This is a genomic window from Emticicia soli (assembly GCF_037860775.1).
Classification (GTDB): Bacteria; Bacteroidota; Bacteroidia; order Cytophagales; family Spirosomataceae; genus Emticicia; species Emticicia soli.
The window spans coordinates 149548-176311 of record NZ_JBBEWC010000008.1 but is presented as its reverse complement, the minus strand read 5'-3'; the positions used below and the strand labels follow the sequence as shown (position 1 = coordinate 176311).

Genomic DNA, 26764 nt, shown 5'->3' with positions numbered 1-26764 from the left:
ATGAATCAGGGTTAAATGATTTTGTTATTTGTTCCACTCTTTCAATGCCGGAATCGACTTTATAGTTATGGTTTTAGTTCCTTCAGGAATCAATAAAACCGTCAGGTTACTTTTAGCATTGGCCGGAATTGCCACCTCAAACCCAACCAACGTTGTGCCCGGATTTGCCGCATCGTACTCGTGCGGTGGCTCGGTTGACCATGTTTTTATGGATGCATTGGCTGGTTCTACTACTTTTAATTGCAGTTTTTTACCATTCTGGCTGAGTGTAGCCGTGCCATTTTCTTCTATTTTTACTTCGGCTGGGGTAAGCATAGCCCAACGAACCGTTGTTGGGGCATCGGCGCTTATTATTTCGTCTTTTATGGCAACGTATTTTTTATCTACAATGGCTACTCCCCTAGTGGCACTTTTAGCTTTGCCTTTGTAGATGGCGCTCATGTCGCTGGTGGCATTCAGGAAATTAGGTTTGCTGCTCCATTGTTCAATAACTGCATAGCCATCTACACGTTGCAGCTCCTTATCAAAACTCAAAGTGCTATGTGCCAGGTTATTATAGCGGAATATCTGCCAACGTTCAGAGTTCTGGGTCATGCCCCATAGTTTTATGCCTTTCGATTCCAGCGATTCGTATTCCTGCATACCAAAATCCATCGACCATCGCTCGCCGTTAGCATCCATCACAAAAGAGCCTATATCCATGTGCCCGTGGCTAACCGATGGTGAACCTGCCTTGAAACCCAAATAAATAGCGTTAGGGTCGGTCCATGATGTGCGCATCATTGCTACCGGATTTTTGCCCTGCCCTACCCATTGCAATTGCTTTGGCGCACTGGCGTTGTCGAGCGATAAATCTTTGCCCCAAATCATGGCTGCAGGCAACAAGCGATTGCGTTCCATTGATTTTGGGCCTTCTTTCAGGTAATTTTTCTCAATGTACAAAAGACTGTTGTCTTTGTTGTGGCTGGCAAACCAAAACATTGCAGGACTAAGGCTTGCACCATTGCCTGCATCGGCATAATTGAAATTTTTGCCCGATGTGCCAATCATGTTCTGAAAATATCCGGCAGTTTTCAGAAATCCCGGTGCTTCTGATAAGCCAAAATCGCTGTTTAGTACTTTCTGAATAGCACTCAGAAACATTACGTTGAAACTCGTACCATAGCCCCAGTAACTATAACCTTCGGGGTATGCGCCTTCGGGTTTGTAGTCGCCCATTGGTATTTTAATGGTACTGATGGCTCTGTCTATGATTTGTGTGGCTAAAGTTGGGTTGTCTTCAAAAATAGCCATTGCGCCGTAGCTCATGCCTGCATTGCATACCTGATTCCAGTTGTTTGAGTTTTTGAGCCAATAGTTATTTTTGCTTTCAAGCGAAGGCTCAATGCCTTTTTTCAGAATGGCTTCTCTGATAATGTCTTTCGAAGATTGTGGTAAGTCATGATAGAGCCAGTCGTAACCAATGGCTACGCCCATTGTCATTTCGGCTACATCTAAAAAGTGGCTCGGGTTCCAGTCACTAAACTCTGCTACTTTGAGTAATTCTTGTTCGGCACGGGCAAGATATTTTTTGTTGTTGGTAGTGCGGTAGGCATACGATAGATAAAACACCCGGCGCAGGCACTCTCTTGATTTATCTAAGAGCCGGCGCCCAATCTGAATGCGTTCTAAGGTTGGTTGATTGAGTAAGGCATCACTTTCGTTAATAATAACCTGATGGATTTTTGCCCAGTTCTGGTCTGCGGCAATATTTTTGAGGATAGCTTTTTCTTCGCCCTGCAAAAGCAGAATACGAGGGTGTTCAGGCATTTTTGTATCTTCTTTTAAATGATTCAGTTGTGCCGAAACGCTTGTAGCAACTGCCATAAGCAGTACTGTGCAGTATATCAGGTATCGTTTTTTCATTAGCTTAGGTTGTTAGGTTGATTTTATAAGGGTTGTGTGGCGAGCTATTAAAATTGTACTATTTAGGTAGAGACGCCAGCATGTCGTCTCTGCCTAAAAAAAACAATGAGATTTGAAGAAAGAAGGCTTCTTAAAAAGACCCCATCCCCGACCCTTCCCTACGCGGGTCGCCCCAACTGTGGGGAAGGGAGGCAGGATTACCTGTATAAGGTTTGGGGTTTCCTTTAATTAACAACTAAAATTTATCTACTTCTACTTTTAAAACACTTTCTTACTATATATTACCACTTAGGGTTTTGCTTCAGATTTGAGTTCAACGATATTTCATTGATTGGTATAGGCCATAGGTAATCTCTCTCGGCATCGAACTTACGGAAGCTAACATCTTGCACTAAAATATAATTTTGTGGTGTAAGGTTTACAGTTACCGAAGTACCGAATTCGTCACGGAAGAAATAGTTACCTAAAACAGGCTTTGGCAGTTCTGTTTCAGCGGTTTTCCAACGGATGAGGTCCCAATAACGGAAGCCTTCTTGCGCTAGTTCAACACGGCGTTCACGGCGTAGCTCTTCACGCATATCTAAACCATTTGTAGCTACAAATGCATTGCTTAAAGTGGCAACTTTTGCTCTGTTGCGCAACAAGTTAACTGAAATATCCAAATCTGCATCGCTAATCTGGCCTTCTAATTCAAATTTAGCCTCTGCATAAGTCAGCAATACTTCAGCATAACGTAAAACGACCCGGTCCATTGTTGAGTTTTGTGTAACCCAATCATCTACATTTGAGTATTTACGGAAAGTAAAACCGGTTTTGTTGAATACCAACGGAGCAACATCAAAAATAAGTTTAGTACCCATGTAGGCATCACCTCTCTTCATGATGGTTGCGCCCATACGCTCGTCACGGTTAGCAAAAACATCAAGCGATACAACAGGTGTTTTATACAAAGGCGATTTAGAAGTTGGCAAACCGTCGGTCATCAGGTAAGAATCGGCCAGGCTTTTGGTTGGGCTAAGGTTACCATTTTCCAGGGTGCTTCTGTAATAGGCATGTGTAGACACACGCTCAGTTGCCGAAACACCATATTGCCGAACAATGATATTCTCACGATTCTGGCGGCCTTCGCCCTCATATTGAAACAGGTTGAAATAATTCGCAAATAAATCGTGCTGCTTGCTATCTATTACTGCTTTAGCGGCTGCTACTGCCAAAGTGAGGTGCGAGTTTGGTGTACCATAATTGTGGAATTTTGCACGAGTACCTTCAAAAAGAGCTACTCTTGCTTTAAACGCCAGCGCAGCAGTATTAGAGATTCGGCCATAATCAGCATTTCCAAGTGTTGTGGGAGTAGGTAGCTTGCTTGCAGCAAAATCTAAGTCCTGATAAATCTGCTGATAGATTTCTTCACGAGGTGCTGCTGCTGAATACAACTCAGGCGAAGCATCGTCAAGGGTTTTCAGAATTAAAGGTACACTACCGTATTTCTGTACGAGAAGAAAATACCCCCATGCTCTGAAAAAACGAGCCTCAGCCACATAGCGGTCAATAGCTGTTTGCCCTGCTGCTTCGGCACGAGGTGCTTTTTCAATAATATTATTGGCCGCTCTAATTAAATTATAAGGAATATTATAATTATCGTTGTCGGTTGATGGAGCTAATCTTGAACCGTCGCTCACATTGTTTGAGGCTAAGCCAAAGGCATCGTCAGACCAATTATCGTCACGGTTAAATACAGGCAAAAAAGTGTATAGATAATTGGAAGCAGACTTTAAGTCGGCTTCTGAGCGCCAGAAAGTTGCATCGCTGATATTTGTTTCAGGCAAGCGGTTTACATCACAAGCTGATACACCTACCAACACAGCTACACCTAAGGTTATATGTTTTATGAATGATTTCATGTATTAAGTACTTTTAAATAATGAACCTGATATTTCTGATTAAAAAGAAAGATTTAAACCCACTGAGGCCGTAGCAAAAAACGGATAGTCGTTGTCTACGTTGTCACGGCTTTCAGGGTCAAACAGACCTTTGAATTTACCCAGACTTGATATAGTGAGTATATCTTGCCCCGAGAAGAATAATCTTGCTCTTGAAATATTGATTTTAGATGTCCATTTAGTAGGTAAAGTATAACCCAACTGAATGTTTTTCAAACGTGCATAACTTGCGTTTAGCACCCATTTATCTGACGATACATAGTTATGTGTAGCACCTACGAATGGGCGTGGGTACAAAGCATCAGGGTTTTCTGGTGTCCAATAATCTCTGTGTACACCCAAAGCTTGTTTCCATGTAACCAATAGCGGCGCAATGTTTTCGGTAGTAGGGCGATAATTACGCTTGCCCACACCTTGCACAAAAGCTGTAAAATCGAAGTTTTTCCATTGGAAACCAAGTGTAACCCCAAACAGATAACGAGGTTGTGTTGTACCTAGCAACACGAGGTCGCCGTGGTTATCAACATTACCATTGCCGATTGTCAGGCGGCCATCACCGTTTTTATCGATATATTTAATATCGCCTGCGCCTGTACGGTTATCCTGAAATGCCCAGGCTTTTACTTCATCGGCCGATGTAAAATAACCTGCTGTTTCATAACCCCAAATAGTATTTAAAGGATAACCCTCAATAATGCCATTGGTACCCGCACCAATAACTCTACGATTCGAGAAGCTCAGTAGTTTATTCTGGTTGTCTGACAAGTTAGCGGCAATGTTGTAAGAGAAATTGCTACCAATTGTGCCACGATAACGGGCTTCTAACTCCCAACCCCACGATTTAAGCTCACCATTATTTTTACGTGGTGTGCTGATACCGATTACAGCCGGTAACAATTGCGGCGTAAGCATATTACGGTTATATTTTACGTAATAGTCGGCGCTAATCTGTAATTTGTTTTGCAAGAAACCTAGGTCAGCACCAATGTTTGAAGTCTCGATGGTTTCCCACGATAATTGCGCTGATGGAATTGCACCCTGAAAAATATAAGACGTACGAGTGTCGCCCAAAACAAGGCCTGCACTTCTATTGAGTTGGTTCAGGTAATCGTAATAGCCTAAAGTACTACCCAATGCACCACCTAAACGCCCCCATGAAGCTCTTACTTTTAGTTCAGAAACGAATTTCAAGCGGTCGGAGAACCATGATTCACGGTGAATATTCCAACCTGCTGATGCTGATGGAAATACTTTTACACGATACCCCGGTGCTAGTCTTGAGCTTTCGTCAGAACGTAAAGTACCTTCTAGCAAGTAACGGTCGTTAAAGTTATAATTTACTCTACCAAATACCGACTGAAACGCATAAGCATAGATGTTCTGGCTATTGGTTTTGGTTCTGTCGTCTCCTAAATTAAGCGTTGGCAGGTCGTTACTAACAAGGTTGGTTGCACCAGTAGCATATTCAGCAAAGCGGAAATCTTCCCACTGATACCCTGCAAACAAGCCGAGGTTATGTTTACCTATTTTTTTGTCGTAGTTAGCTAAAAACTGTAAGTTGTAGTTGGTTGTGAGCTGATTGGTGAGCTGGTAAGAATTTATCTGGTTGAGGTAGCTCAATATTTTTGATTTACCCCAAAGTGGCACAGTACGGGCAAATACTTCTCTATCACCACGGCGGTATTGTGTACCTAAAACAGCCCTCAACGTAAGCCCTTTCACTAGTTCGGCTGCTTTCAGGGTAAATACACCATCGAAATAATTGCGACGATAATTGTTGTATCCGCCAGACTCTAACGATGCATAAGCCGTAGCAGCAGAGCCTGCACCATTGTAGCGGCCCTCAGGCGTAAAGAATGGGGTGCGTGTACGTAAACGGTAAATCTGATAAATCAACCCTTGACCGTTCAGACCTGCTGATGATGCTTCTGTTTTATCGTTGGTATAAGACAGACGTGTGTCAATCGAGAAATATCGGTTCAGTTGCGCTCCCAGATTCAAGCGAAGGTTGTAACGGTTATAGCCATCAGGCCCTACTTTGAAAACCCCACTTTTACCATAATAGCCACCCGAAAGCAAAAAGTTTAGCTTATCTGTTCCACCTCTTACAGTAAGGTTGTGGGTACGCATCGATGAATATTTTCTTAAAAGCTGGTCGGCCAGTGGTACTTGGTTATAAAAAAGGTAGTTACTCGTATCAACAGGGTTAATCACGTAAGGAATACCATCTTTTATGCGTTGAATATCATCAGCCGAATACTCAGGCCCACTACCCGAGTTTTTACGGGCAAGGTTAGCAAACTCGGCTTCTTCGAGCAATGTCATTCTTTCGGGTACGTTTATAGACCAGTCGGTACCTTGTTGTGCCAGATAATCGAAAGTTACTTTGCCTGCTTTCCCTTTTTTGGTTGTAACCAAAATAACACCACCTGCTGCTTGTGCACCATAGATAGCTGCTGCAGCCGCATCTTTCAATACGCTGATGCTCTCAACGTCGTTCGGGTTCATGGTTTGTAGTGTATTGCTTGGCACAGCTACCCCGTCTAACACTACCAATGGGCTTACCGAACCATTGGCCGTAGTAGCCCCACGAATCTGAATACCTATGTCTTCAGCACCCGGTTGGCCGCTTGTACGTGTAATAATGAGCCCCGGACTCATGCCTTGCATAGCAGTAGCCAAGTTACTTGCAGGGCGGTTTTCTATGGCCGCTGCATCAATGCTTGATACTGCGCCTGTCATGTTAGCTTTTTTCTGAGTACCATATCCAACTACCACAACCTCTTCAAGCGACTGCATGTCAGACCCCAGCACCACATTAATAGTTGAGCGGCTACCCACAGGTATTTCTTGTTTTTCGTAACCCAAAAAGCTGAATACAAGTACCGATTTATCGTTAGGCACGCTGATGTTATAATTCCCTTGTGCGTCGGTAGTTACGCCACGGGTTGTACCTTTTATGGTAATACTCACACCCGGCAGGCCATCGCCGCCGTCTTTGTCGGTTACTCGTCCTTTTATGGGTTTATCAACCACGGCTGCTGTTTGTTGGTCTTCTTCCATAGCAGCAGCTTCAATATCTTCTAATAAAGGCTGATTAGCTTCATTCCAGTTAAGAATAATCTGCCCACCAATTACACGGTAATTTACCTGCATTGGTTTTAATAATGTTTCGAGTACATCAGAGAGTTTTCGTTCAGAAGCAATAAAGCTTACTTTGCGATTGGCATGAATGGCTTTTGAGCTGTACACAAATTTTACATCTGTCTGCTCTTCTATCATACCCAACACCATTCTCAGACTTTGATTTTCGGCTTTTAATGAAACGGATTTGTTCAAAAACTCCTGGGCTTTTGAATCATAAGCATACGAAACACCAGCGAAAATCATTGCCAATACAAGCTGAACAGCAGAAATTTTCATAGCAAGTAGCAAGATTTTACTTGTTTGTAATCTTTTTTTCATACATTTGAACAATTTTGTTGGAGGTAAGAATTTGACAAAAGAAGCCCTGTTTTCACTATAAGTGAAAATATTCGGGGCATGTAGGGCTGACAATGCTGGTACCATTGTCAGCTTTTTTTGTTTACGTTAAAGAAATAGCTATTTTTTAATCATACACATACAATTGGGTTAGCGTTGAATAGAGGCTTGGCTGTTTTATATATTTATTAAGGTTAAATAGATGCTTGCCGCTAAATAAATTAGTATGGGGTTGAATAGATGCCCGCTGTTTTTGTAAATTTGGTTAAGGTTGAATAAATACGCTCGTTGTTTATAAATTGGCTATGGTTGAATAAGTACTCTTGGTATATGGTTATGGTTGAATAAATGCTTGGTAAAATCGGGAGTAAGTTGCATAGCTGGTTAGGAAATTTAAACATACTCCCGTAGGTTGAACAGATGGTTAGTTTATTAAGGTTGAATAGATGCTCTTTAAAAAATGCTACTGTTATTACTCACATCCTTTCCCACTAATCAGAATCGTTGTTCCTTTTACTTCATACTTGCCATTAATGGTTGCACATATAATATCTAGCTTGGTGTAAAGCGGTTGTTGTGTAATATCTGCCGTAAGCGGACAAGTACTTAGTTTGTCGTTTTCGAGTTCAATATCAATTCCGTACACTCTTTCTAATTTGTTTAAAACTTCTCCGATAGGTGCATCGTCAAACTCAAAGGTCTCAGGTTTTTTGCTTATTGATTTAATCTGTGGTAATGGTTTTTCGACTAGTCCGGTTATGAAATGTTTTTCAACAGTAAAAAAAGTAACTTTATGATTCGGTGTAAGTACTACACCGGGGTTTTCATTATTTACTTTCTCTTTTTCATAGACTGATACTTTACCTGTTATAACTTCTACTTCTATTTTTTTTGTGGCATCAACAGAGCGCACATAAAAACTGGTGCCTAATACTTTGGTAACTACTTCGTTGGTGATTACATAAAATGGTTTTTCGGGGTCTTTACTCACTTCAAATAGGGCTTCGCCTCTGAGTTGAACCTCTCTTTTGTTCGCAGCAAAATGGTTGGGGTATTGAAGTTGGCTGTGTGGACTCAGTGTTACGGTACTTCCGTCTTCCAAATCTATTTTGATAGGTTTAGAAGACGTGTTGTCCTGGATAGCGATTTCGCTTTGTGTTGGTTGTGTAGCTATAGTAGCAGGATTTGTGTCTTGATTGCCCAGATACCACCACACGCCAGCTCCTATTAAAAGAGCTACCGATGCAGCAATACCTGTGCGGTATGTACGCCAAAAACCAAGTTTTGAAGATTCAATAGATTCGTCGGCTGTTTCAAAAGACTCACTCTCTATTTTGCGCCATAATTTATATTCGAGCGCTTCCCATTCCTTTTCGGTGTAGTCTTGTCTTGGGGCTTCGTCAATCAGTTCGTACCACTGCTCAACCAACTGCCTTTCCGACTCGCTACATTTCCCTTCCAGGTATTTTTGGAGAAGTTTACCAAATGCTTTACGGCTTTTCATCAGATAGTGTTTTTCTTGTCTTTATATACTATGTCTGCTAAAGCCGTAAAAAACCGCAAATAGTTTTGTAATTTCTTTGAATATTACCAAAAAAGAGGGCTTTTTATAAAAAGTTCTTTGAAAAGTGCAAAGGTAGAGGATTGTCAAATTTCGATTGCAGATTGTCGAATTGGAAACGCAGGTCGACTACGTTGTTTGTCTAGCATTATGTTTTAGGCAACAAACAATTAGCCACCATATATACAAGATGTACAATCAGATTGCATTTCTAGGATAGCACATAGGGCAATTCGACATTCTGCACCGTGCGACGGACCGTCGAAATTCGACAATTACTTATCTTAAAAATACAAGCAAAGCCCACGTAAGAAATTCTTTCAGGTGCTCACGCATGAAGCGGAGAGATTGGGAAATGTGGTATTCGACAGTACGCTCAGGAATGTTGAGTATCTCAACGATTTCTTTGGTGCTTTTGCCTTCAAGGCGGTTGAGGCGGAAAATATGCTGCGTTTTTTCGGGTAATTGCCCGATAGCCTGCTCGATAGAATGGCTCAAATCGGCAAAGGCAATGTGTTCTTCAAGGCTGTTTTCTTCTTCGTCGGTCTCGGTAGTAGTGTAGGCAACAAATTTTTCTTCAAGTACCTGTTTCTTGATATGCGTAATAATCTGGTACTTAAGGGCAGTAAACAAATAAGGCTCTAAGGTTTGTATTTTCTGGGAGGCACGCTTTTCCCAAAGGCTCACAAATAGGTCTTGCACCAGTTCTTCAACTATTTCTTTCGAATAGACTTTTCGCTGAGCCTTCTGGAAAAGTTTACGCCAGTATCGGCGGTAAATTTCACCAAAAGCCTCTTTGTCACCCAAACTCATTAGTTTCACTAATATGTCGTCTCCTAAACTTGCGTACTCCACAATTTGAGCTGTTTTTTAGATGCAAATATAGTCTATTTTAAAAAAAATAGGACAAAAACAGGCGAGTTTATCAAATCTCACCAGTTTTGTATCATTTTAGGTCAAAATTTGCACAGTCAACCTATTAAGCCAATTATTCCTTAAACCAACCGGCATACATTACATAATTATTAGCTGTGCGCATAAATACTTCTTCTAGCTCGGGCGTTACACTTTTCAGAAATTTGGCCGGGTTTCCGGCATAAATAGAGTTGGGCGGCACAACAGTGTTCTGCGTAATAATAGCTCCGGCAGCAATAATAGAGCCTGTACCGATATGGGCACCATCCATAATAATTGCGCCCATGCCTACCAAAACCTTGTCTTCAATAGTGCAACCGTGTACAATGGCATTGTGCGCTATACTCACATTATTACCAATGGTTGTTTTGGTTTTCTGGTAGGTGCAGTGTATCACGGCTCCATCCTGAATATTCACCCTATCGCCCATAATAATTGCGTTTACATCGCCACGTACAACGGCGTTAAACCAGACTGTACAATCTTTGCCCATTGTTACATCGCCAACAACGGTGGAATTGGGTGCAAGCCAACAATTATCGCCCAAGGTAGGGCTAATTCCTTTAACAGGTAATATCAGAGCCATGTGTATTGATTATGGATTTGGTGCTTGAATTTAACTGGGGCAAAAATAAGGAAATTTGAGTATCGGCGAATGAATTCGCCGCCTAATTTAACAAAGGTTGTTTATTTTAGTAGCGGACTTAAGTCCGCGCATTACACTAGTATATATTCCACGCAGTGGTCGCCTTTGTTTTTTAGACATGATTATGTTTCATAAAATAAACGTTATCTGGAATGCATGGTTTTGTAGAGACAGGAACTAGGCGTCCCCGCATTGCCCTGTTTCTACTTTGCACACCTTGGAAAATCATATTCTAAAAAATTAAAGAACGTTTATTTCTTGAATGCTAATCATTCGGTGAAAACCAATCAGAACAACAAAAGCCTGCTCAAACATTATCTTTCAAGCATGAAAAACAAAATCTGAGCAGGCTCTTATCAGCTAAACTCTCATTATCTTAATGTGGCACTGAGCGTTTCTTAATCATACCCCCTTTGGTATCTTTTATGCTGGTCATGATTACAAAGGCATTGGGGTCAATCTTTTCAATCTCAAGATTAAGTTTGCTGACCTCCAAACGTGTGATAACCGTATAAACAATTTTTACTTCGCCCTCGGTATAACCTGTTTTTCCAAAGCCTCTTTCGCCTTTGTAAACGGTTACCCCTCGGCCCATTTCTTCAATTATCATTTTCTTGATTTCCATAGGCTTGAGCGACACAATCGTAACGCCGGTGTATTCTTCGATACCCTCAATCACAAAATCGACAGTTTTTGAGGCAGCAAGGTATGTAAGCATTGAGTAAAGTGCTGTTTCGATAGACAATACATAAGCTGCTACCGAGAATATAATCACGTTGATAAGCAAAATCACGTCACCAATGGTAAGGCTTGTTCTACGGCTTAGTGTAATGGCCAGTACCTCTGTACCATCAATTACGCCACCGCCTCTCATGGCCATACCTATACCTAACCCAAGGAAAAAACCACCAAATACAGAGGTAAGCAATTTGTCGTGTGTAATTTCAGGATATGGCACTATGGCAACCGCTAACGACAAGGCTACAATACCGATGGCAGTTTTAATGGCAAATTCTTTACTTACAATGCGAAAACCCAGTAGAATGAAAGGGATATTAACAATAATCAATATAACTGAAAGCGGGAAGCCTGTTACGGCTCTGATGAGTAGCGAGATACCAACGGCCCCTCCATCAATAAAATCATTGGGTAACAGAAATCCGTCTAAACCAAAACCGGCAGACAGAACCCCAAAAGATATTAAGAAAAAATCTTTGAAAAGCCGTTTTATTGTAACTTTGGCTTCACGTATTTCTTTGGCGTGTTGGTACTTAGAGCGGTCGCTGTTTTTATCGTCTACTTCAACAAATAGACTAAGTAGTAAGTTGAGAACAATTTTAGGAAGTCGTAGGAAAATGTTTTCTTTTTCTTTTCGCATATAGTTTTATAATTTGTGGGTAAAAGCGAAAATACTATTTTTCAAGAATTTTTCCGAGAATTTGGCAATTAATAATTCCTTAAAAATTGCCAAACAAACCCTGTATTCTGGTATAAAATAAGGTTTTTCAAGCAAAAAACCAAACAAAAGTCTGTTAAAATTGTGTTTTTTTATATCTTCTATTACGGGTTATTTGTGGCTATTGGTACTTGTGCTATAAGTCTCAATCAGACCGCATTCAGGCGTAATATTACAGCCCTAAATTAAACAAAAAATCAATGAAAACCACTCTCCTAACCTACCTCTTCACAATCATATGCACGAGCATTTTTGCACAATCCAAGTTCAGGGTATTAGCTATTGCCGAGAGCGGTGGGCATCATATTCAGTATTCAACCCGGGCTAAAATATGGCTGAATCAGCTAGCCTCTGATAGCAGTTTTGCCATTGACTATATACACAACACCGATACTCTTAGCGAAGCCATGCTCAACAAATATCAGCTTTTTATTCAGCTTGATTACCCACCCTATGGCTGGAAAGAAAAAGCATCACAAGCCTTTATCAAGTATATTGAGCAGGGTAAAGGCGGCTGGATAGGTTTTCATCATGCCACTCTATTGGGCGAGTTTGATGGTTTTCCGATATGGCAGTGGTTTTCTGATTTTATGGGAGGTATCAGATACACCAATTATATTGCCACTTTTGTAGCTGCCTCGGTAAATGTAGAAGACAAGCAGCACCCGATTATGAAGGGTGTGCCGCCAGTATTCAAAGTAAATAAAGAAGAGTGGTACACCTATAATAAAAGCCCAAGACCTAATGTAAAAGTACTGGCAAGCGTCGACGAAAACACCTACACGCCTGATACTAAAATAAAAATGGGCGACCACCCCGTGGTGTGGACTAATGAAAAAATGAAAGCCCGGAATGTGTATATTTTCATGGGGCATTCGCCGGAATTGTTTGATAATGCCGCTTATACTACTCTGTTTCGGAATGCTATTTTCTGGGCGGCTCGTAAATAAATCTGGCTTTGATTTTCTTGAGTCAATTGTGGACTGCCTATATTTTCACAATAAAATCGCCCATTATACCCCTATATTCTTTATTTTTACGCCGCAGACTTTCATTCAATCAACCTCTATGAAATATCCTATACAATTTGCTTGCTTAGTGTTTCTATTATCAATTTGCAGTATTCATTCTTTTGCGGCCCCTCCTATTCAGGCAGATGGTTTAAAGTGTGAATACCTCAAAAATCCATTAGGTATCGATAATCCCTCACCTCGGTTTACGTGGCAGATAAGAGATACCCGCCAAGGGGCTAAACAAGTGGCGTATCAGCTATTGGTAGATACTGATTCGATGAAAGTAGTAAACGAAGCCTCTTCTGTATGGAATACGGGCAGGGTAAATTCGGGTAGTAATCTGGCGGTGTACAAGGGCAAAGCCTTGCAGCCTTTTACGAAATACTACTGGACAGTGATTGTATGGGATAAAGACGGCGTAAAAGCTACAAAGGCCGCTGTAAGTAGTTTTGAGATGGGTATGATGGATATGAAAAACTGGAAAGGTGCCTGGATAAGCGACAGCCGTGATGTAAACCAGAAGCCTGCACCTTATTTCAGAAAGAGTTTTTCTACGACCAAGAAAATCAAATCGGCAAGGGCTTATGTGGCCGTTGGTGGTTTGTATGAACTTTATATAAATGGGCAAAAAATAGGCAATCATCGCCTTGACCCTATGTACACACGCTTTGACCGCCGAACTTTATATGTTACACACGATGTAACTGCGGCATTACAAGACGGCAAAAATGCTATTGGCGTATTGCTGGGTAATGGCTGGTATAATCATCAGTCAACAGCAGTTTGGTATTTCCATGAAGCACCGTGGAGAAACCGTCCGACATTCTGCCTTGATTTACGGATTACATACGAAGATGGCTCAAAAGAAGTAATTGCAAGTGGCAAAAACTGGAAAACAGACCTTAGCCCTGTAATATTTAATAGTATTTATACGGCCGAGCATCATGATGCACGCTTGGCACAGGAAGGCTGGAACACACCTGAGTTTGACGACAAGGAATGGAAAGAGGTAATTTTCAGAGCTGCACCATCGCAAAACATTGTGGCGCAAGCAATGGCACCTGTCAGAAACGTAGAGGAGATTCCGGCAAAGAGCCTGAAAAAACTAAATGACACTACCTATTTGTTTGATTTAGGCAGAAACATTTCGGGTGTTAGTCGCTTAAAAATTAAAGGAGCAGCAGGAACGGTGGTTCGATTGAAACACGCCGAGCGATTGTATCCGAATGGTTTTGCTGATATGTCGAACATCGATATTCATTACCGCCCTACTGATAATCAAGACCCTTTTCAGGTTGATATTTATACCCTTAGCGGCAAAGGCGAAGAAGTTTTTATGCCGCACTTCAACTACAAGGGTTTTCAGTATGTAGAACTAAGCTCGCAGCAACCTATTGAGCTATCGCAAGAGAGTCTGACAGGTTATTTTATGCATAGTGATGTTACGCCTATCGGGCAGGTAAATACTTCAAACCCAACCATGAATCAAATATGGTGGGCTACCAATAACGCCTATCTGTCGAATCTTTTTGGTTACCCTACCGACTGTCCGCAACGTGAGAAAAACGGCTGGACAGGTGATGCTCACATAGCCAGCGAAACAGGTTTATATAATTTTGATGCCATTACGGTTTATGAAAAATGGCTCGCCGACCACCGTGACGAGCAACAAGCCAACGGTGTTTTACCATCTATTATTCCAACCAGCGGTTGGGGCTATGAATGGGGCAACGGGCCCGACTGGACAAGCACAATTGCTATTATTCCGTGGAATGTGTATCTGTTTTATGGCGATACCAAGATATTGGCCGATAATTACGACAACATGAAGCGCTATGTAGATTACATACAAACCATAGCACCAAACAACCTCACAACCTGGGGGCTGGGCGACTGGGTACCTGTAAAATCGAAAACGCCTGTTGAGTTTACATCGTCGGTTTATTATTTTGTTGATGCAAGTATTGTGTCAAAAACGGCCAAATTATTAGGTAAAACTGCCGATGCAGAATACTATGCGAGCCTATCGCAGAAAATCAAACACGCTATCAACCAGAAATATCTCGACAGAGAAAAAGGTAGCTACGGTAGCGGCGTACAGACTGAGTTGAGCGTGCCTTTACAATGGGGTATTGTGCCTGACGATATGAAAACCAAAGTGGCTGCCAGCCTTGCACAGCGTGTACAAGCCGACAATAACCATATTGACGTGGGCTTGCTTGGCACAAAAGCTATTCTGAATGCCCTAAGCGAAAATGGCTATGCTGATTTGGCTTACACGGTGGCATCGCAAGAGACGTTCCCGTCGTGGGGTTGGTGGATTAAGAATGGTGCAACTACGCTTTACGAAAACTGGCCAATTGATGCAAAGTCTGATATTTCGATGAACCATATTATGTTTGGCGAAATTGGTGCATGGCTTTATAAAGCATTAGGCGGCATAAAACCAGACGAAAATCTACCGGGCTTTAAAAATGTGCTGCTAGAGCCGCATTTCGTAAAAGACTTAGCAGGCTTTGAGGCAAAACACGATAGCCCTTATGGCACAATTGTATCATCATGGAAAAGAACAGACGACAATGTGATTAACTATAATTTTACGATTCCAGCCAATGCCACAGCTACGCTACGCTTAAATATAGCCGCCGACCAACAGGTTTATGAAAACGGCAAACAGCTAAAAGGCACTGTAATAAAGCATGAGGAAGGCAATAAAAAAACCGTAGTATTTATATTATCTGCGGGTGCTTATGGGTTTGAGGTGAGGTAAAATAAAAATCAAATATACAATTAATCTGTTTTTTGGTAGAGACGACATGCTGGCGTCTCCACTGGTCTGTCTTAACCATTATATTCAAATTGATGAGCTATTTTCTCCTTTATTTGATAGTTTTCGGACAATTATAGACCCTTGGAGACGCCAACATGTCGTCTCTACCAAAACGGTATCTTTAGTATTTTTACTAAATTTCATCTAATTCTTAGCCCTAACATTTCAAATCTACAATTACCCACCCCACCCTCTTCAAGCACCCAATTAATAATTCCTCCTCTCCTTTATTAATTTTATTTTAATTTCAGGTATATTTAGCCACACAATCACCACACCTGAATACTGCTGTCAATTATAAATCCAATATTAAGCACAATTAACTTTTATGAAAAAAACGAATGACGTTCTGTTCTATCAATCGAACATCGATTCTCTATTCAAACAATTTAACACATCACAGACAGGGTTATCTGACGCAGAGGCAAGTAATCGTTTACAAACTGATGGCTACAACGAGCTGGAAGAAAAAAAGAAGACACCGCCGTGGGTCTTGTTTCTACATCAGTTCAAAGACTTCATGATAATCATACTTGCAGGTGCAGCTATTTTATCAGGCATCTTTGGTGATTTGACCGATACCATCATCATTTTTGTAATTATTATTCTGAATGCCGTTGTAGGTTTTATTCAGGAGTTCAGGGCCGAAAAAGCAATGGAGGCACTCAAAAAAATGAGCATCACCAAAACGCAGGTAATAAGAGGCGATAAACCCCATGAAATTGAGTCGAGAGAATTAGTACCCGGCGATATTGTGGTACTTGAAGCGGGCAACGTTGTGCCTGCCGATATACGTCTTTATGAAGTAAATGCCCTACGTATAGATGAATCATCACTCACGGGCGAGTCGGTTCCGGTAGATAAAGAAGCAAATGAGCTTAAAGAAAGTAATATTCCGCTCGGCGACCAACTGAATATGGCATTTAAGGGTACACTTATAGCCAACGGCAAAGCCGAGGGCATAGTGGTGCGCACAGGCATGAACACCGAGCTGGGCAAAATTGCAGGGCTTCTGCAAGAAAAAGAGGCCGTTACGCCGCTACAAGCCCGCATGACTAAATTCGGTAAAAATCTTTCTTACATTATTCTGGGTATATGTGTAGTACTTTTTATTTCGGGTTTGATTCGGGGCGAAGAACCATTTTCAATCCTGCTTTTGTCGGTAAGTCTGGCCGTGGCGGCTATTCCTGAGGCGCTGCCTGCGCTTATTACAGTGGCTTTGTCGAGAGGTGCATCTCGGCTTGCCAAACAAAATGTGCTTGTGCGTAAACTGCCTGCCGTTGAAACGCTTGGCTCGGTTACTTATATATGCAGCGATAAAACTGGTACGCTCACCCAAAACAAAATGCATCTGGTAGAGAAACATGAGCAGGAGATTGAAACACCGGAAGAAGGGCTTTCGATGCTGAAACTTGGGATGTTGCTCAACCATGAAGTAAAGTTTGAAACACCCGATAAGCCTATCGGTGAAGCTACCGAACTAGCCTTGACTAGGTATATTGTCGAAGAATTATCATATAAAACCTATAATTCACTCCTAAAAAAATATAAGCGTGTAGGTGTGATTCCGTTCGATTCTGACCGCAAGTGCATGACTACCATTCATAAATATGAAGATAAATTTCTGGTTATAAGCAAGGGCGCAAGTGAGGCTATTACAGACATTATACATCAGAAAAAAGATGAGAAGGTACTCAAAGATATTTCGGAAGAATGGGCAAAACGAGGCATAAGAGTATTGGCTTATGCTTATCATATTATTGACAAATTACCCGAGAAAATCACGCCACAAACAGTAGAAAAAAACCTGATTTTTGCTGGTTTAGCCGGATTAGTAGACCCCCCACGTGAAGAAGCCAAAGCTGCAATTGCCGAATGTAAAACGGCGGGTATAAGACCAGTAATGATAACCGGCGACCACCCAGCCACTGCGCAAGCCATTGCAAGAGAGCTTGGCATTTTAGATGAAGGTGAATTTGCCCTCACGGGTGTAGAATTAGAGAAATTATCAGACAAAAAATTCTTATCGCAGGTTGAAGAAACGGCTGTGTATGCCCGGGTATCGCCCGACCAGAAATTGCGTATCGTAAAAGCCCTGCAATCGAAGGGGCATTTTGCAGCCATGACTGGCGACGGGGTGAATGATGCGCCGTCTCTAAGAGCGGCCAACATTGGCATTGCTATGGGTATAAACGGCACCGATGTGAGCAAAGAAGCGGCACACATGATATTGCTTGATGACAACTTTGCTACCATAGTAAAAGCTGTTAGAGAAGGCCGCCGCATATTTGATAATATCCGTAAGTTTGTGAAGTATATAATGACCTGTAATGGGGCCGAAATACTTGTTATAGCGGTAGCCCCGTTCTTAGGGCTGCCGAACCCATTATTGCCGATTCATATTTTGTGGATTAACCTTGTTACCGATGGTTTGCCTGCCTTAGCATTAGCCAACGAAAAAGCGGAAGCCAATGTGATGAAACGCCCGCCAAGAGAACCTAACCAAAGCCTTTTTGCCGATGGCGTGGGTTATCATATCGTCTGGATGGGAATATTGATGGCGGCCATTACATTAGGCACAGAGGCATGGGCAACTGCCAATAAACTTGAACACTGGCAAACAATGGTGTTTACTGTACTGAGCCTTTGCCAGCTAGGCCATGTAATCGGTATCAGAAGCGACAGGTCGGTGTTTCAGCAAAAAGGTTTGTTTTCTAACCTGTCACTTATCGGGGCGGTTATACTTACTTTGCTTTTGCAATTAGGTGTTGTGTATTTGCCATTTATGAATGCAATCTTCAAGACACAACCGCTATCGTTGGAAGAAGTGGGTATCTGTTTAGCAATGTCTGCCCTTGTATTTGTAGCCGTTGAGGCCGAGAAATTATTGAAGTTGTTGTTTGTGAAGAAGGTATGATAGGTTTCATAGAATGATTGGGATTTGAGGAATAAATATTCCTTTCGCCGTTATCTCCAAATTCACCCAAACAAAAAATCCCTGCTGGTAAAACCAACAGGGATTCGTTTATCTCTATCTAAATTATTTCTTTCTTGGTAATTTTTGGTCACGCATAGCGGCGTTGTAAACAAATGATGCTACAATGGTAGAAATTTGTTTCAAGTCGTCTGCTTGTAGGTGGTCGTATGAGTCCATGTTTGTATGGTGCGTACGGGTACTGTATTCGATTTCGTCCTGAATGAACTGGAAGCCCGGAATACCCACGCCAACAAATGCAAGGTGGTCGGTACCGCCTGTGTTACGGATTGTAACGGTTTTAGCGCCTAAATCGTGGAAAGGCTCGAACCATTTTGTAAATATCGGACGACACTCTTCGTTGCCTTGTAAATAAATACCTCTTACTTTACCCGTACCGTTGTCGATGTTGAAATACGCAGCAATTTTATCGCCTTCAGCATTGCTTTTTTTGGTAGCTGGGTCTGTCAGGTGATTTTTTACGTAGTTTCTTGAGCCATGTAAACCTTGCTCTTCTGCACTCCAAAGCGCAATACGGATGGTTCTGCGAGGTTGAACATTCAATGCTTTCAGGATTCTCATTGCTTCAAGCATTACTGCCGAACCTGCTGCGTTGTCAGTGGCTCCGGTAGCACTTTGCCATGAATCCAGGTGTGCGCCCATCATTACCACTTCATCTTTCAACACAGGGTCAGTTCCTTTGATTTCGGCCAATACGTTGTATCCTTGCAAATCTTGTGTAAAAAATTTAGTCTTTACATCAACCTCCATTTTAATCTGGATTCCGGCTTTAGCCAAACGGCAAAGAGAAAGGTAATCTTCGGCAGCAATCATAATATCAAGTAAGTTTTCAGGGTCTGAGGCTTTATAAGAACCACCACCTGAAACAAACAAAGTACCATCTTTGCCTCTTGGGCTCATGCTTAACAAACCAATAGCGCCTTCTTTCTTCGCCATTTCTTTAGTTTTGGTCGAAAGCAAAGTGCTTCTGCGCATAGCCTGCATCATGGCTCTGAAAGCCGTATCAGGTTGTGCACGGTTAGCAGTTGGGGCATCGTTAGCCATTTTCTCTAGTTCTTCGTCGGTATAACGGGTAGCATCAGCTTTGAACGATGGCGTGATTTTATCGCTTTTGTATAACAAAATGATTTTATCTTTCAGCTTGCCTTTGTAGTTTTCAAGGGCTGTTGTATCTGTTTCGTCAATCAAGAAGATTTCTGCTTCTTTCAATTTACCTTTTGTTCCGGCTGTCCATGTTTTTGGATAAGCAATCAAGGGGCGGTAGTAAGGTGTTTTCATGGCAAGGTAGCTTTTTTGCAATTCCCAGCCTTTGCCAAACTCACCCCATGCTTCCAATCTTGCGTCTGCTGCGCCCCACTCAGTTAGTTTGCCTTTTGCATAATTGGCAGCACGCATAAAACCCGGAGAACCTTGTAACCTTGGACCGCTCACATCGGTAATGTTAAAGGCGATGTCCATTACTTTTGAATTGTTTAGCCCTTCCTGGCGAATTTTCTTCACCATTTCAAGGTCAATTTTTTCTTCCTGAGCCTTTAGCCCGAAAGAAATAGATACAAGAATAATTACGGTAAGTAATCTTTTCATGAGTAGATATCTAGTTTGTTTAGATGTAGTAAAAATTAACTTTGGTTAGCTAAAGGTATAAATTCATAGACTTGCTTCCAAAATATTGAGATAAAGCTGTATTAAGAAGCGATTAATCGGGCTTAAGGGTTGATATACACAAAACGTTTTCAAGCCATCACGGCCAACATATCAAATATTTTCTCGCCAATTGCCTGCTTGCCTTCTATTGTAACGTGATTCTGTGCGGCGTTTTTCGAGATACCCTTGGTAAATAATCGCCAGGCAATTGTGCCATCAATAGTTATTTTGCTTATGGGTTGAGCAGCATTTTCCTGCACCAACATCCACTGATTATTGGTATAATACAAATTCCATGTTCCTCCACCCTCACATGTTATCACAAACGTAATCGCATCGCCATCGTTGGCTGATACAGCACGATAATGGTGTGGCAGCGCCCGCATAGAAGTTTCGAGGTGAGGCCAGTAAAACTCTTTTGTGTATAATTCATCGTCTTTCCCAACTGCCAATCTGATTTGCTGTTGATGATGAAACTTTTCGGTGTACTCTCTGGCTATATGAAACCACATCTTCGATTCTTCTTCACCTGCCCAAGCCACCGAAAACTTAGCTTTATCGTCAGGATTCAACTGTGTTATATAATCGCAAAACTGTTTTCCGGTAGTAGCCAAAAACTCGATTAATAGCTTTGGGCTCATTCTCTTGCAGGCATTCACCCAATCGGCATTGAGTTTATTAAGAAAGGCGACTAAATCCTGATATGAGTTAATGTTTTCGGCTTGAATACCTGCATAATTATCTCGCCCGCCTGCAATCGCACGAATATTGGTATCTAATAAATGAGCAGCAATGTCTTTTACATTCCACAGCGGTGCAATGGTAGGTTTGTGCCAGTCATCGTCTGATAGTGACTCTAAGACCTCAATCAGTTTTGCGTCTAATTTATAAAATAAGTCGGTTATAATAATTGGTTTTAGTGGCGTCATACCTTGTAGATGTATTAAAAAAAAGGGATTCAAAATTCTGAACCCCTTCAAATATTCTAATTATCTCTTAAATTCTAAATCCTGAAAATCGAAGCTAAAATCGGTTAGTGGCGAAATAGCACTCATTCTGAAGCCTGAACCTTTGCCCTGGCTGTCTAAGTCAAACATCACATAGGCATCGGCATCAAGGCTACGGTCGCCCCACTTCACGATAAAAGTATTGCCTTTGTATGGGAACATTTCACCATTCAACAAAAACGAACGCTTAGAGGTAAACCACAATTTACCGTTTTTCATGGCAATTTCAACATCGCCAAACCATTTGTCGTGGTATGTACCTGTAAACAGATTGTTATCTAATTTTACTGCGCTTTTTTGTTGGGTTTCAATATCTTTCCAGATTTCGTCAGTAATTTTCTTGGCATTGGCTTGGCCTTGTAGTACTCTGTCGTGGTTTTCTTTTAGGCGGTCAATGCCTTTTACACCCAGATAACTGTCTTTAATGGTGTTGGTAATAGTTACAAAAGCTGCGCCTTGTTGTTGGTTAGTAAAGACAATAATACCTAGTTTTTGCTCAGGTATCAGGGTTACCTGTGTTACAATACCGGCCAGACCGCCCGTGTGCGTAGCTTGTTTGTAACCTTTTACATCGCTCAGATTCCAGCCCAAGCCATAGCTTACAAAATGGGTATTGTATGAGTTTGTACCCCGTACCGGAATAATGGTTTGCGGTGTCCACATTTCGGCGTGTACCTCTTCGCTGAATAATTGCTTGCCGTTGCCATACTTACCATTGTCCATCTGGGCAATAATCCATTTGCTCATGTCGGTAATATTGCTGTAAAGCCCGCCTGCCGAATTGGCTACTTCGCTCCAATCACGGCGAATCACTTTTACAGTTCCGTCAACAGGGGCGTGCGGGTCTATTACGTTCGATTTATTTTTTAATCGGCGGAAAGATGCGGCCGTTTGGGTCATGCCCAGCGGTTGCAAGATTCGTTGCTCAATAAAATCTTCCCACTCAATGCCTGAGGCTCGTTTTACAACTTCTCCGGCTACAATGTATAGCAGATTATCGTAATCGTATTTTGTACGGAAACTTGAAACAGGCTTCAGGTATCGTAGATTATGAATAATATCCTGTTTGCTGAAATTATTAGAGTCAGGCCAGAACATCAAATCTCCTGCGCCAAGACCCAAACCACTGCGGTGCGTGAGCAAGTCTTTTATGGTAAACTCTTCTGTTACGAAGGGGTCGTACATTTTAAATTCCGGTATAAAATCACGCACTTTATCGTCCCATTTCAATTTCTTTTCATCAACAAGCATACCCAAAGCAGCCGCTGTAAAAGCCTTACTGTTGGAAGCAATACCGAAGAGCGTGTTTTCATCTACCTTTTGTTTTGTATTGAGCGAGCGCACACCATAACCCTTGGCATGAATCACCTTACCATCTTTCACTACGGCAACGGCAATGCCGGGCACATCGAAAGTTTTGAGGGTACGCTCTACCAGATTATCGATTTCGGCAGAGGTAATAACTTGCGCTTGGATGCTACCTATAAAGCACAATAAAAAGAATAATGTCAAAGAGGATAGTCCGGGTTTCTTCATAAGAAACGAATCGTTTTAAGGTTTTTGAGAAGTGAATTAGGCTGAAATGCCCTGTTTAACAAAGATTAGAGAAAACAACCTAAATAGCAAGTGATTGTGGGAGAATTGATGGAGATGAAAGGAGTTAGGAAAAAATAAAGAATCCCAGCCCTTTCCTTCTTCTAAAGCAGATAAGCATCCGGTAAGAACTAGAGATGGGATTCTTCAAAAACATTGATTTGAAGGAATAAATGTTTAAAACATTCATTCCTTCAACAACTAACCGAGTAGTCATATTCAATTCTAATCACTCAAGCACTAAGCCACTCGTATCACGGACACGCAGCGGAGATACTTGCGATATATGTACTACCAGATTTGGCTTCGAAGCCGGGCGATAATAATACATATTTGTTGCCCGTATGCGTGGCCCGGCCTGTATTATCAATTTTATTGAGTGCCTGAACAGACTGTGCCAAACGGTTTTGTACACCACTAGGCAATACATCGTCACTTGGGCTTGTGAGTGTAATCGGCGGATTCATGCCTGAAGGTTTTACTTCTACTTTCACAATGGTTGATAATTGCTGCTGGCATTTGCCGTTCAGGCTTACACTTACTATCATGTAATCGGTGTCTTGTGTCAGAATACTGGTAGTAATAAAACCTCTGCCGTTTACATCCAGCCTTATTGAATGCGTTGTTGAGCCCGGCGTATTTACTTTATAATAAACATCTGCATTGGATGTGCCTACAAAATTTATGGTTCCGAATGTACCCGGACAAATTGGGCCCGGAGAACTACCGGTTACTACGGCTTTGGGCACTACTCTAAGCATGGCAGCAGTTGAGGTTACCACGCCGCATTCGCCTGTTACACGCACCTTGTAGGTAGCCCCGCTATCGGCAAAAGTGCGGTAAGGCAAACTTAACATAGTAAGGTCGGCAAAGTTATTGTTTAATGGTGCGTTGGCACTGCCAGCAATCGGACCTTGGCGCTGCCATTGATAAGTAAGTAAACCCTCGCCTGTGGCCTCGGCGGTGAATAGTGCCGTTTCGTACAAACAAACCGTCTGCGGTGAAGGGTTTGTTATTATCTGGGTTGGGGTTTTAACTGCCACTACCGCCTGTAAGCTAATTGCTTGTTCACAATTGCTTACGTTATTTTTCACCTTCGTTATATATATACTCTGTGCGTTATTTACCCATGCCAAGGTATCGGTAAATGTTGCCCTGCCCGTGCTATCAGGGTTTATAATTCTTGTTTTAAGTGCCCCTGATATATCAATTTTATAGGTGATAGTATACGCATCGGTGCTTGGTAAGCCCGTTAGCCTGAATGTGGCCGTTTGCCCCGCACAAACGCTTGCTACCTGAGCTACGGTACTTATACCTGGTTTTGGAGAAGTATTGAGACTGTAAAAATAAGCCGAATTATTTTTTATTACAGTAGGTGATATTGAAACGTAGAAAGGTGCACCAACAATTATGGCATTTTTGCCGAGCGCAACCGAAGCTCCATAATAGTCTCCGTTGGCTAAGTTGTCAGGGATAATTACTTTTTTGTGCTGCCAGATATTTGCTGCATCTTTTTCGAAAACAATTACGGCACCTCTGTCATCATTATTATTTGGGGCACCTACTACTATGGTGTTATCACGAATGGCCAATGAGTAGCCAGCATTTGCATGATACGTTAGTGTATCAGTATTAAGCGTGCCTATTAGCTGCCAGTTTCCGTTTACACTTCTTTCGTAGTAATATATTTTATTCGAATTCAATAGCGGATTATAGCTTGAGGCAATAATTGTGTTGCCACTAATGGCTACATCGTCGCCATAAAAAGAGTTAATGCTGAGAGAATCCGGAACCGAATATAATTTTTCTACCCATGTATTGGTTTCGTCTTTTTCGTAAGCATAGATTGCGCCCAGCGTACCATCGTCTGGCGCACCCACTACAATGGTCTGGCCCGAAATTCCTACAGCGGTGCCAAATCGTGTATTAGGCCCGCCATTGCTAACTATTTCTTGCTCTAAGTCCCACTCGCCAGAGTTATTCTTCTGGTAAACAAATACGCTCGACCGACCATCGGCACCTATAACCAAGGTGTTCTGACTAATACCCATTGAGATACCATAATAGTCATTGATTGCACCCGCAGTAGGTTGCATTTTGTTAATCTCTACCCAAGTATCGCCTGCTTGTCTGGCAAATACATATACTACGCCCGCATCATTTTTACACGGAGCACTTACAAAAATAGTATCGCCTGAAATAGCGATAGAAGAGCCAAATTGGTCGCACCTTATCAAATCGGCAGGCATTAGTTCTGTTACTTGTGTCCATTTACCATTTGGATTAAGTTTATAGATAAACACCGAACCTGTTCCGAGGTCTTTTGACACCGCTCCTATCACTGCCAGGCTGTCAGAAATAGCAATAGCATTGCCGAAATCGTCACCAAGTGTAATGCTGCTTGGCGTAACTTGCCCATTATCTCGTATTGTTTGCGGAAAGCTCAGGAATGCCTCGTTTGAATAAAGCGTTGTATCGGGCATATTTAATTGTATTCTACAACGATAATATCCTTTATCGGCTAAGGTAGTATTCAAAATAGTAAATGTAGAATCCATAGCACCCGGAATATCAGCAAAAACGCCGCTCGGTTGTCTTTTCTGCCACTGGTAATTTAGTACATTGGCGATGTCGACAATGCTTACATTAAAGGTGGCCGCATCGCCAAGACAAATCAAAGTTGAAACTGGTTGAGAATCAATATAATCAAGTATTGTAACTGTATAACTACTAAACCCACCGTTGCAACTCGGAAGACTAGGCATCTCACAACGAACTTTATAAGTAGTTGTTTGGTTAGGGGCAATAATTGTTGTAGATGCCAATGGGGTAACCTCATCATTCAGATACCATTTTGGGGTAAAAGTACCTGTACATGTAGCCCCAAGAGATACATACTCGCCCGCAAAAACAGATACAGGTGTGCTAACAGTAGCCGGCGAACGGGCAATAACCTGAACGGTATAAGACGTAAATGTTGAAGGACAATTATTGCCATCTTCGCATCTTACTTTATAGATACTTGTACCCGTTGATGCTGGTGTTATCGGATTGGAAAGTTCTTCTACCTCATTGTTTTTAAAAATAAATGGCATACCACGTTGGCATGAGGCACTTAATGAAAATGATTCGCCCTCACAAACAAATATAGTTGAGCTCGGGTCTGGCTCCGACAGAATGTTTGCAGCAGTAGGGTCGGCAAACGAAAATTCTACAAAATCAGTTATACAAGGTGTACCTGAAGATGTTGAACATTGAACATTGAAAGTTTTGTCTGATGTCAGCGTTAGGTCTATGTCTCCTGTGCCCAAAGCGGGTTGTGTTGTATCACTTCCATACCAGAATACCTCTCCGACACTGCAAGTTGCTGATAGCCTTACTTTTTCCCCTGGACACGCTATACGGTTACGGATAGTTACAACAGGCAAGAGCTCATCAAATGTTACTAAAACCGAAGCACTTGAGTCAAGACCAGAAATAGCCTTACAATAAACCTGATACACGGCCGAGTCGGTAAGGCTTATGTTCAGGTCGGTTACATAAATATTGTTTTTGTCAAGCCATGTTGCATTACCTTCGGCACAGGTGGCTTGTAAAGTAACTGAAAGACTCGAACAAAACGTCTGGTTGTTTGTAACGTCAGTTGGAGCGTCTATCACCTGAGCAAAACTCAATTGGCTGCTTAACAGCAATGCACAAAAAATCAGGACTCTCTGGAAATATATATGGTATAAATTTTTCATAAACAAGGCAATAAAATTGGTAAAACAAATGCT

At 41.8% G+C, this 26764-nt stretch carries 14 protein-coding genes; 3 read left to right on the top strand and 11 right to left on the bottom strand.

Annotated features, from left to right (window positions below):
• Positions 1–24: 24 nt before the first annotated feature.
• The 7 genes from WAE64_RS14495 to WAE64_RS14465 all read right to left on the bottom strand — a co-directional run bounded on the left by WAE64_RS14495 (position 25) and on the right by WAE64_RS14465 (position 11828).
• Positions 25–1905, bottom strand: a complete 1881-nt coding sequence (locus WAE64_RS14495; protein ID WP_340237619.1) for a heparinase II/III domain-containing protein — start codon at positions 1903–1905, stop codon at positions 25–27.
• A 281-nt stretch (positions 1906–2186) separates the two neighbouring features.
• The gene (locus tag WAE64_RS14490; RefSeq protein WP_340237617.1) at positions 2187–3806 is read right to left on the bottom strand and encodes a RagB/SusD family nutrient uptake outer membrane protein; all 1620 of its coding nucleotides are present in this window, start codon (positions 3804–3806) and stop codon (positions 2187–2189) included.
• Between the two features lie 39 nt (positions 3807–3845).
• The gene (locus WAE64_RS14485) at positions 3846–7310 is read right to left on the bottom strand and encodes a SusC/RagA family TonB-linked outer membrane protein (RefSeq protein WP_340237615.1); all 3465 of its coding nucleotides are present in this window, start codon (positions 7308–7310) and stop codon (positions 3846–3848) included.
• 490 nt (positions 7311–7800) lie between these two features.
• Positions 7801–8832 carry a FecR family protein gene (locus WAE64_RS14480; protein ID WP_340237613.1) on the bottom strand — a complete coding sequence of 344 codons (1032 nt, stop codon included), beginning with the start codon at positions 8830–8832 and terminating at the stop codon, positions 7801–7803.
• 336 nt (positions 8833–9168) lie between these two features.
• Complete coding sequence (locus WAE64_RS14475) at positions 9169–9744, bottom strand: RNA polymerase sigma factor (protein WP_340237611.1); 576 nt, start codon at positions 9742–9744, stop codon at positions 9169–9171.
• 133 nt (positions 9745–9877) lie between these two features.
• On the bottom strand, positions 9878–10390 hold the full coding sequence (locus WAE64_RS14470; RefSeq protein ID WP_340237609.1) for a gamma carbonic anhydrase family protein: 513 nt from the start codon (positions 10388–10390) through the stop codon (positions 9878–9880).
• 436 nt (positions 10391–10826) lie between these two features.
• Positions 10827–11828 (bottom strand): YitT family protein, encoded by a 1002-nt coding sequence (locus WAE64_RS14465; RefSeq protein WP_340237607.1) that lies wholly within the window; start codon positions 11826–11828, stop codon positions 10827–10829.
• Positions 11829–12106: 278 nt separating this feature from the next.
• On the opposite strand from WAE64_RS14465, the gene WAE64_RS14460 reads away from it, so the two are divergent.
• The 3 genes from WAE64_RS14460 to WAE64_RS14450 all read left to right on the top strand — a co-directional run bounded on the left by WAE64_RS14460 (position 12107) and on the right by WAE64_RS14450 (position 18666).
• Positions 12107–12856, top strand: coding sequence for a ThuA domain-containing protein (locus WAE64_RS14460; RefSeq protein WP_340237606.1), 750 nt, complete (start codon positions 12107–12109; stop codon positions 12854–12856).
• Positions 12857–12974: 118 nt separating this feature from the next.
• The gene (locus WAE64_RS14455) at positions 12975–15689 is read left to right on the top strand and encodes an alpha-L-rhamnosidase (RefSeq protein WP_340237605.1); all 2715 of its coding nucleotides are present in this window, start codon (positions 12975–12977) and stop codon (positions 15687–15689) included.
• Positions 15690–16077: 388 nt separating this feature from the next.
• On the top strand, positions 16078–18666 hold the full coding sequence (locus WAE64_RS14450; RefSeq protein ID WP_340237604.1) for a cation-translocating P-type ATPase: 2589 nt from the start codon (positions 16078–16080) through the stop codon (positions 18664–18666).
• Positions 18667–18789: 123 nt separating this feature from the next.
• Here the strand turns inward: WAE64_RS14450 and WAE64_RS14445 are convergent, their stop codons facing one another.
• From WAE64_RS14445 to WAE64_RS14430, 4 genes are all read right to left on the bottom strand, one after another.
• Positions 18790–20328 (bottom strand): M28 family metallopeptidase, encoded by a 1539-nt coding sequence (locus WAE64_RS14445; protein ID WP_340237603.1) that lies wholly within the window; start codon positions 20326–20328, stop codon positions 18790–18792.
• Positions 20329–20477: 149 nt separating this feature from the next.
• A complete protein-coding gene (locus WAE64_RS14440; RefSeq protein WP_340237602.1) occupies positions 20478–21317 on the bottom strand; it encodes a maleylpyruvate isomerase N-terminal domain-containing protein in 840 nt (279 codons plus the stop codon).
• Between the two features lie 60 nt (positions 21318–21377).
• Entirely contained in the window at positions 21378–22931 is a 1554-nt protein-coding gene (locus WAE64_RS14435; RefSeq protein WP_340237601.1) for a serine hydrolase, read from the bottom strand.
• Between the two features lie 311 nt (positions 22932–23242).
• Positions 23243–26731, bottom strand: coding sequence for a 3-coathanger stack domain-containing protein (locus tag WAE64_RS14430; protein WP_340237600.1), 3489 nt, complete (start codon positions 26729–26731; stop codon positions 23243–23245).
• Positions 26732–26764: the final 33 nt, after the last annotated feature.

What these genes read in the sequence shown, in the direction of transcription:
- WAE64_RS14430 (WP_340237600.1), bottom strand. Translation starts at nt 26,731, where the DNA reads ATGAAAAATTTATACCATATATATTTCCAGAGAGTCCTGATTTTTTGT.
- WAE64_RS14470 (WP_340237609.1), bottom strand. Translation starts at nt 10,390, where the DNA reads ATGGCTCTGATATTACCTGTTAAAGGAATTAGCCCTACCTTGGGCGAT.
- WAE64_RS14455 (WP_340237605.1), top strand. Translation starts at nt 12,975, where the DNA reads ATGAAATATCCTATACAATTTGCTTGCTTAGTGTTTCTATTATCAATT.
- WAE64_RS14485 (WP_340237615.1), bottom strand. Translation starts at nt 7,310, where the DNA reads ATGAAAAAAAGATTACAAACAAGTAAAATCTTGCTACTTGCTATGAAA.
- WAE64_RS14435 (WP_340237601.1), bottom strand. Translation starts at nt 22,931, where the DNA reads ATGAAGAAACCCGGACTATCCTCTTTGACATTATTCTTTTTATTGTGC.
- WAE64_RS14445 (WP_340237603.1), bottom strand. Translation starts at nt 20,328, where the DNA reads ATGAAAAGATTACTTACCGTAATTATTCTTGTATCTATTTCTTTCGGG.
- WAE64_RS14495 (WP_340237619.1), bottom strand. Translation starts at nt 1,905, where the DNA reads ATGAAAAAACGATACCTGATATACTGCACAGTACTGCTTATGGCAGTT.
- WAE64_RS14480 (WP_340237613.1), bottom strand. Translation starts at nt 8,832, where the DNA reads ATGAAAAGCCGTAAAGCATTTGGTAAACTTCTCCAAAAATACCTGGAA.
- WAE64_RS14465 (WP_340237607.1), bottom strand. Translation starts at nt 11,828, where the DNA reads ATGCGAAAAGAAAAAGAAAACATTTTCCTACGACTTCCTAAAATTGTT.
- WAE64_RS14460 (WP_340237606.1), top strand. Translation starts at nt 12,107, where the DNA reads ATGAAAACCACTCTCCTAACCTACCTCTTCACAATCATATGCACGAGC.
- WAE64_RS14490 (WP_340237617.1), bottom strand. Translation starts at nt 3,806, where the DNA reads ATGAAATCATTCATAAAACATATAACCTTAGGTGTAGCTGTGTTGGTA.
- WAE64_RS14440 (WP_340237602.1), bottom strand. Translation starts at nt 21,317, where the DNA reads ATGACGCCACTAAAACCAATTATTATAACCGACTTATTTTATAAATTA.
- WAE64_RS14450 (WP_340237604.1), top strand. Translation starts at nt 16,078, where the DNA reads ATGAAAAAAACGAATGACGTTCTGTTCTATCAATCGAACATCGATTCT.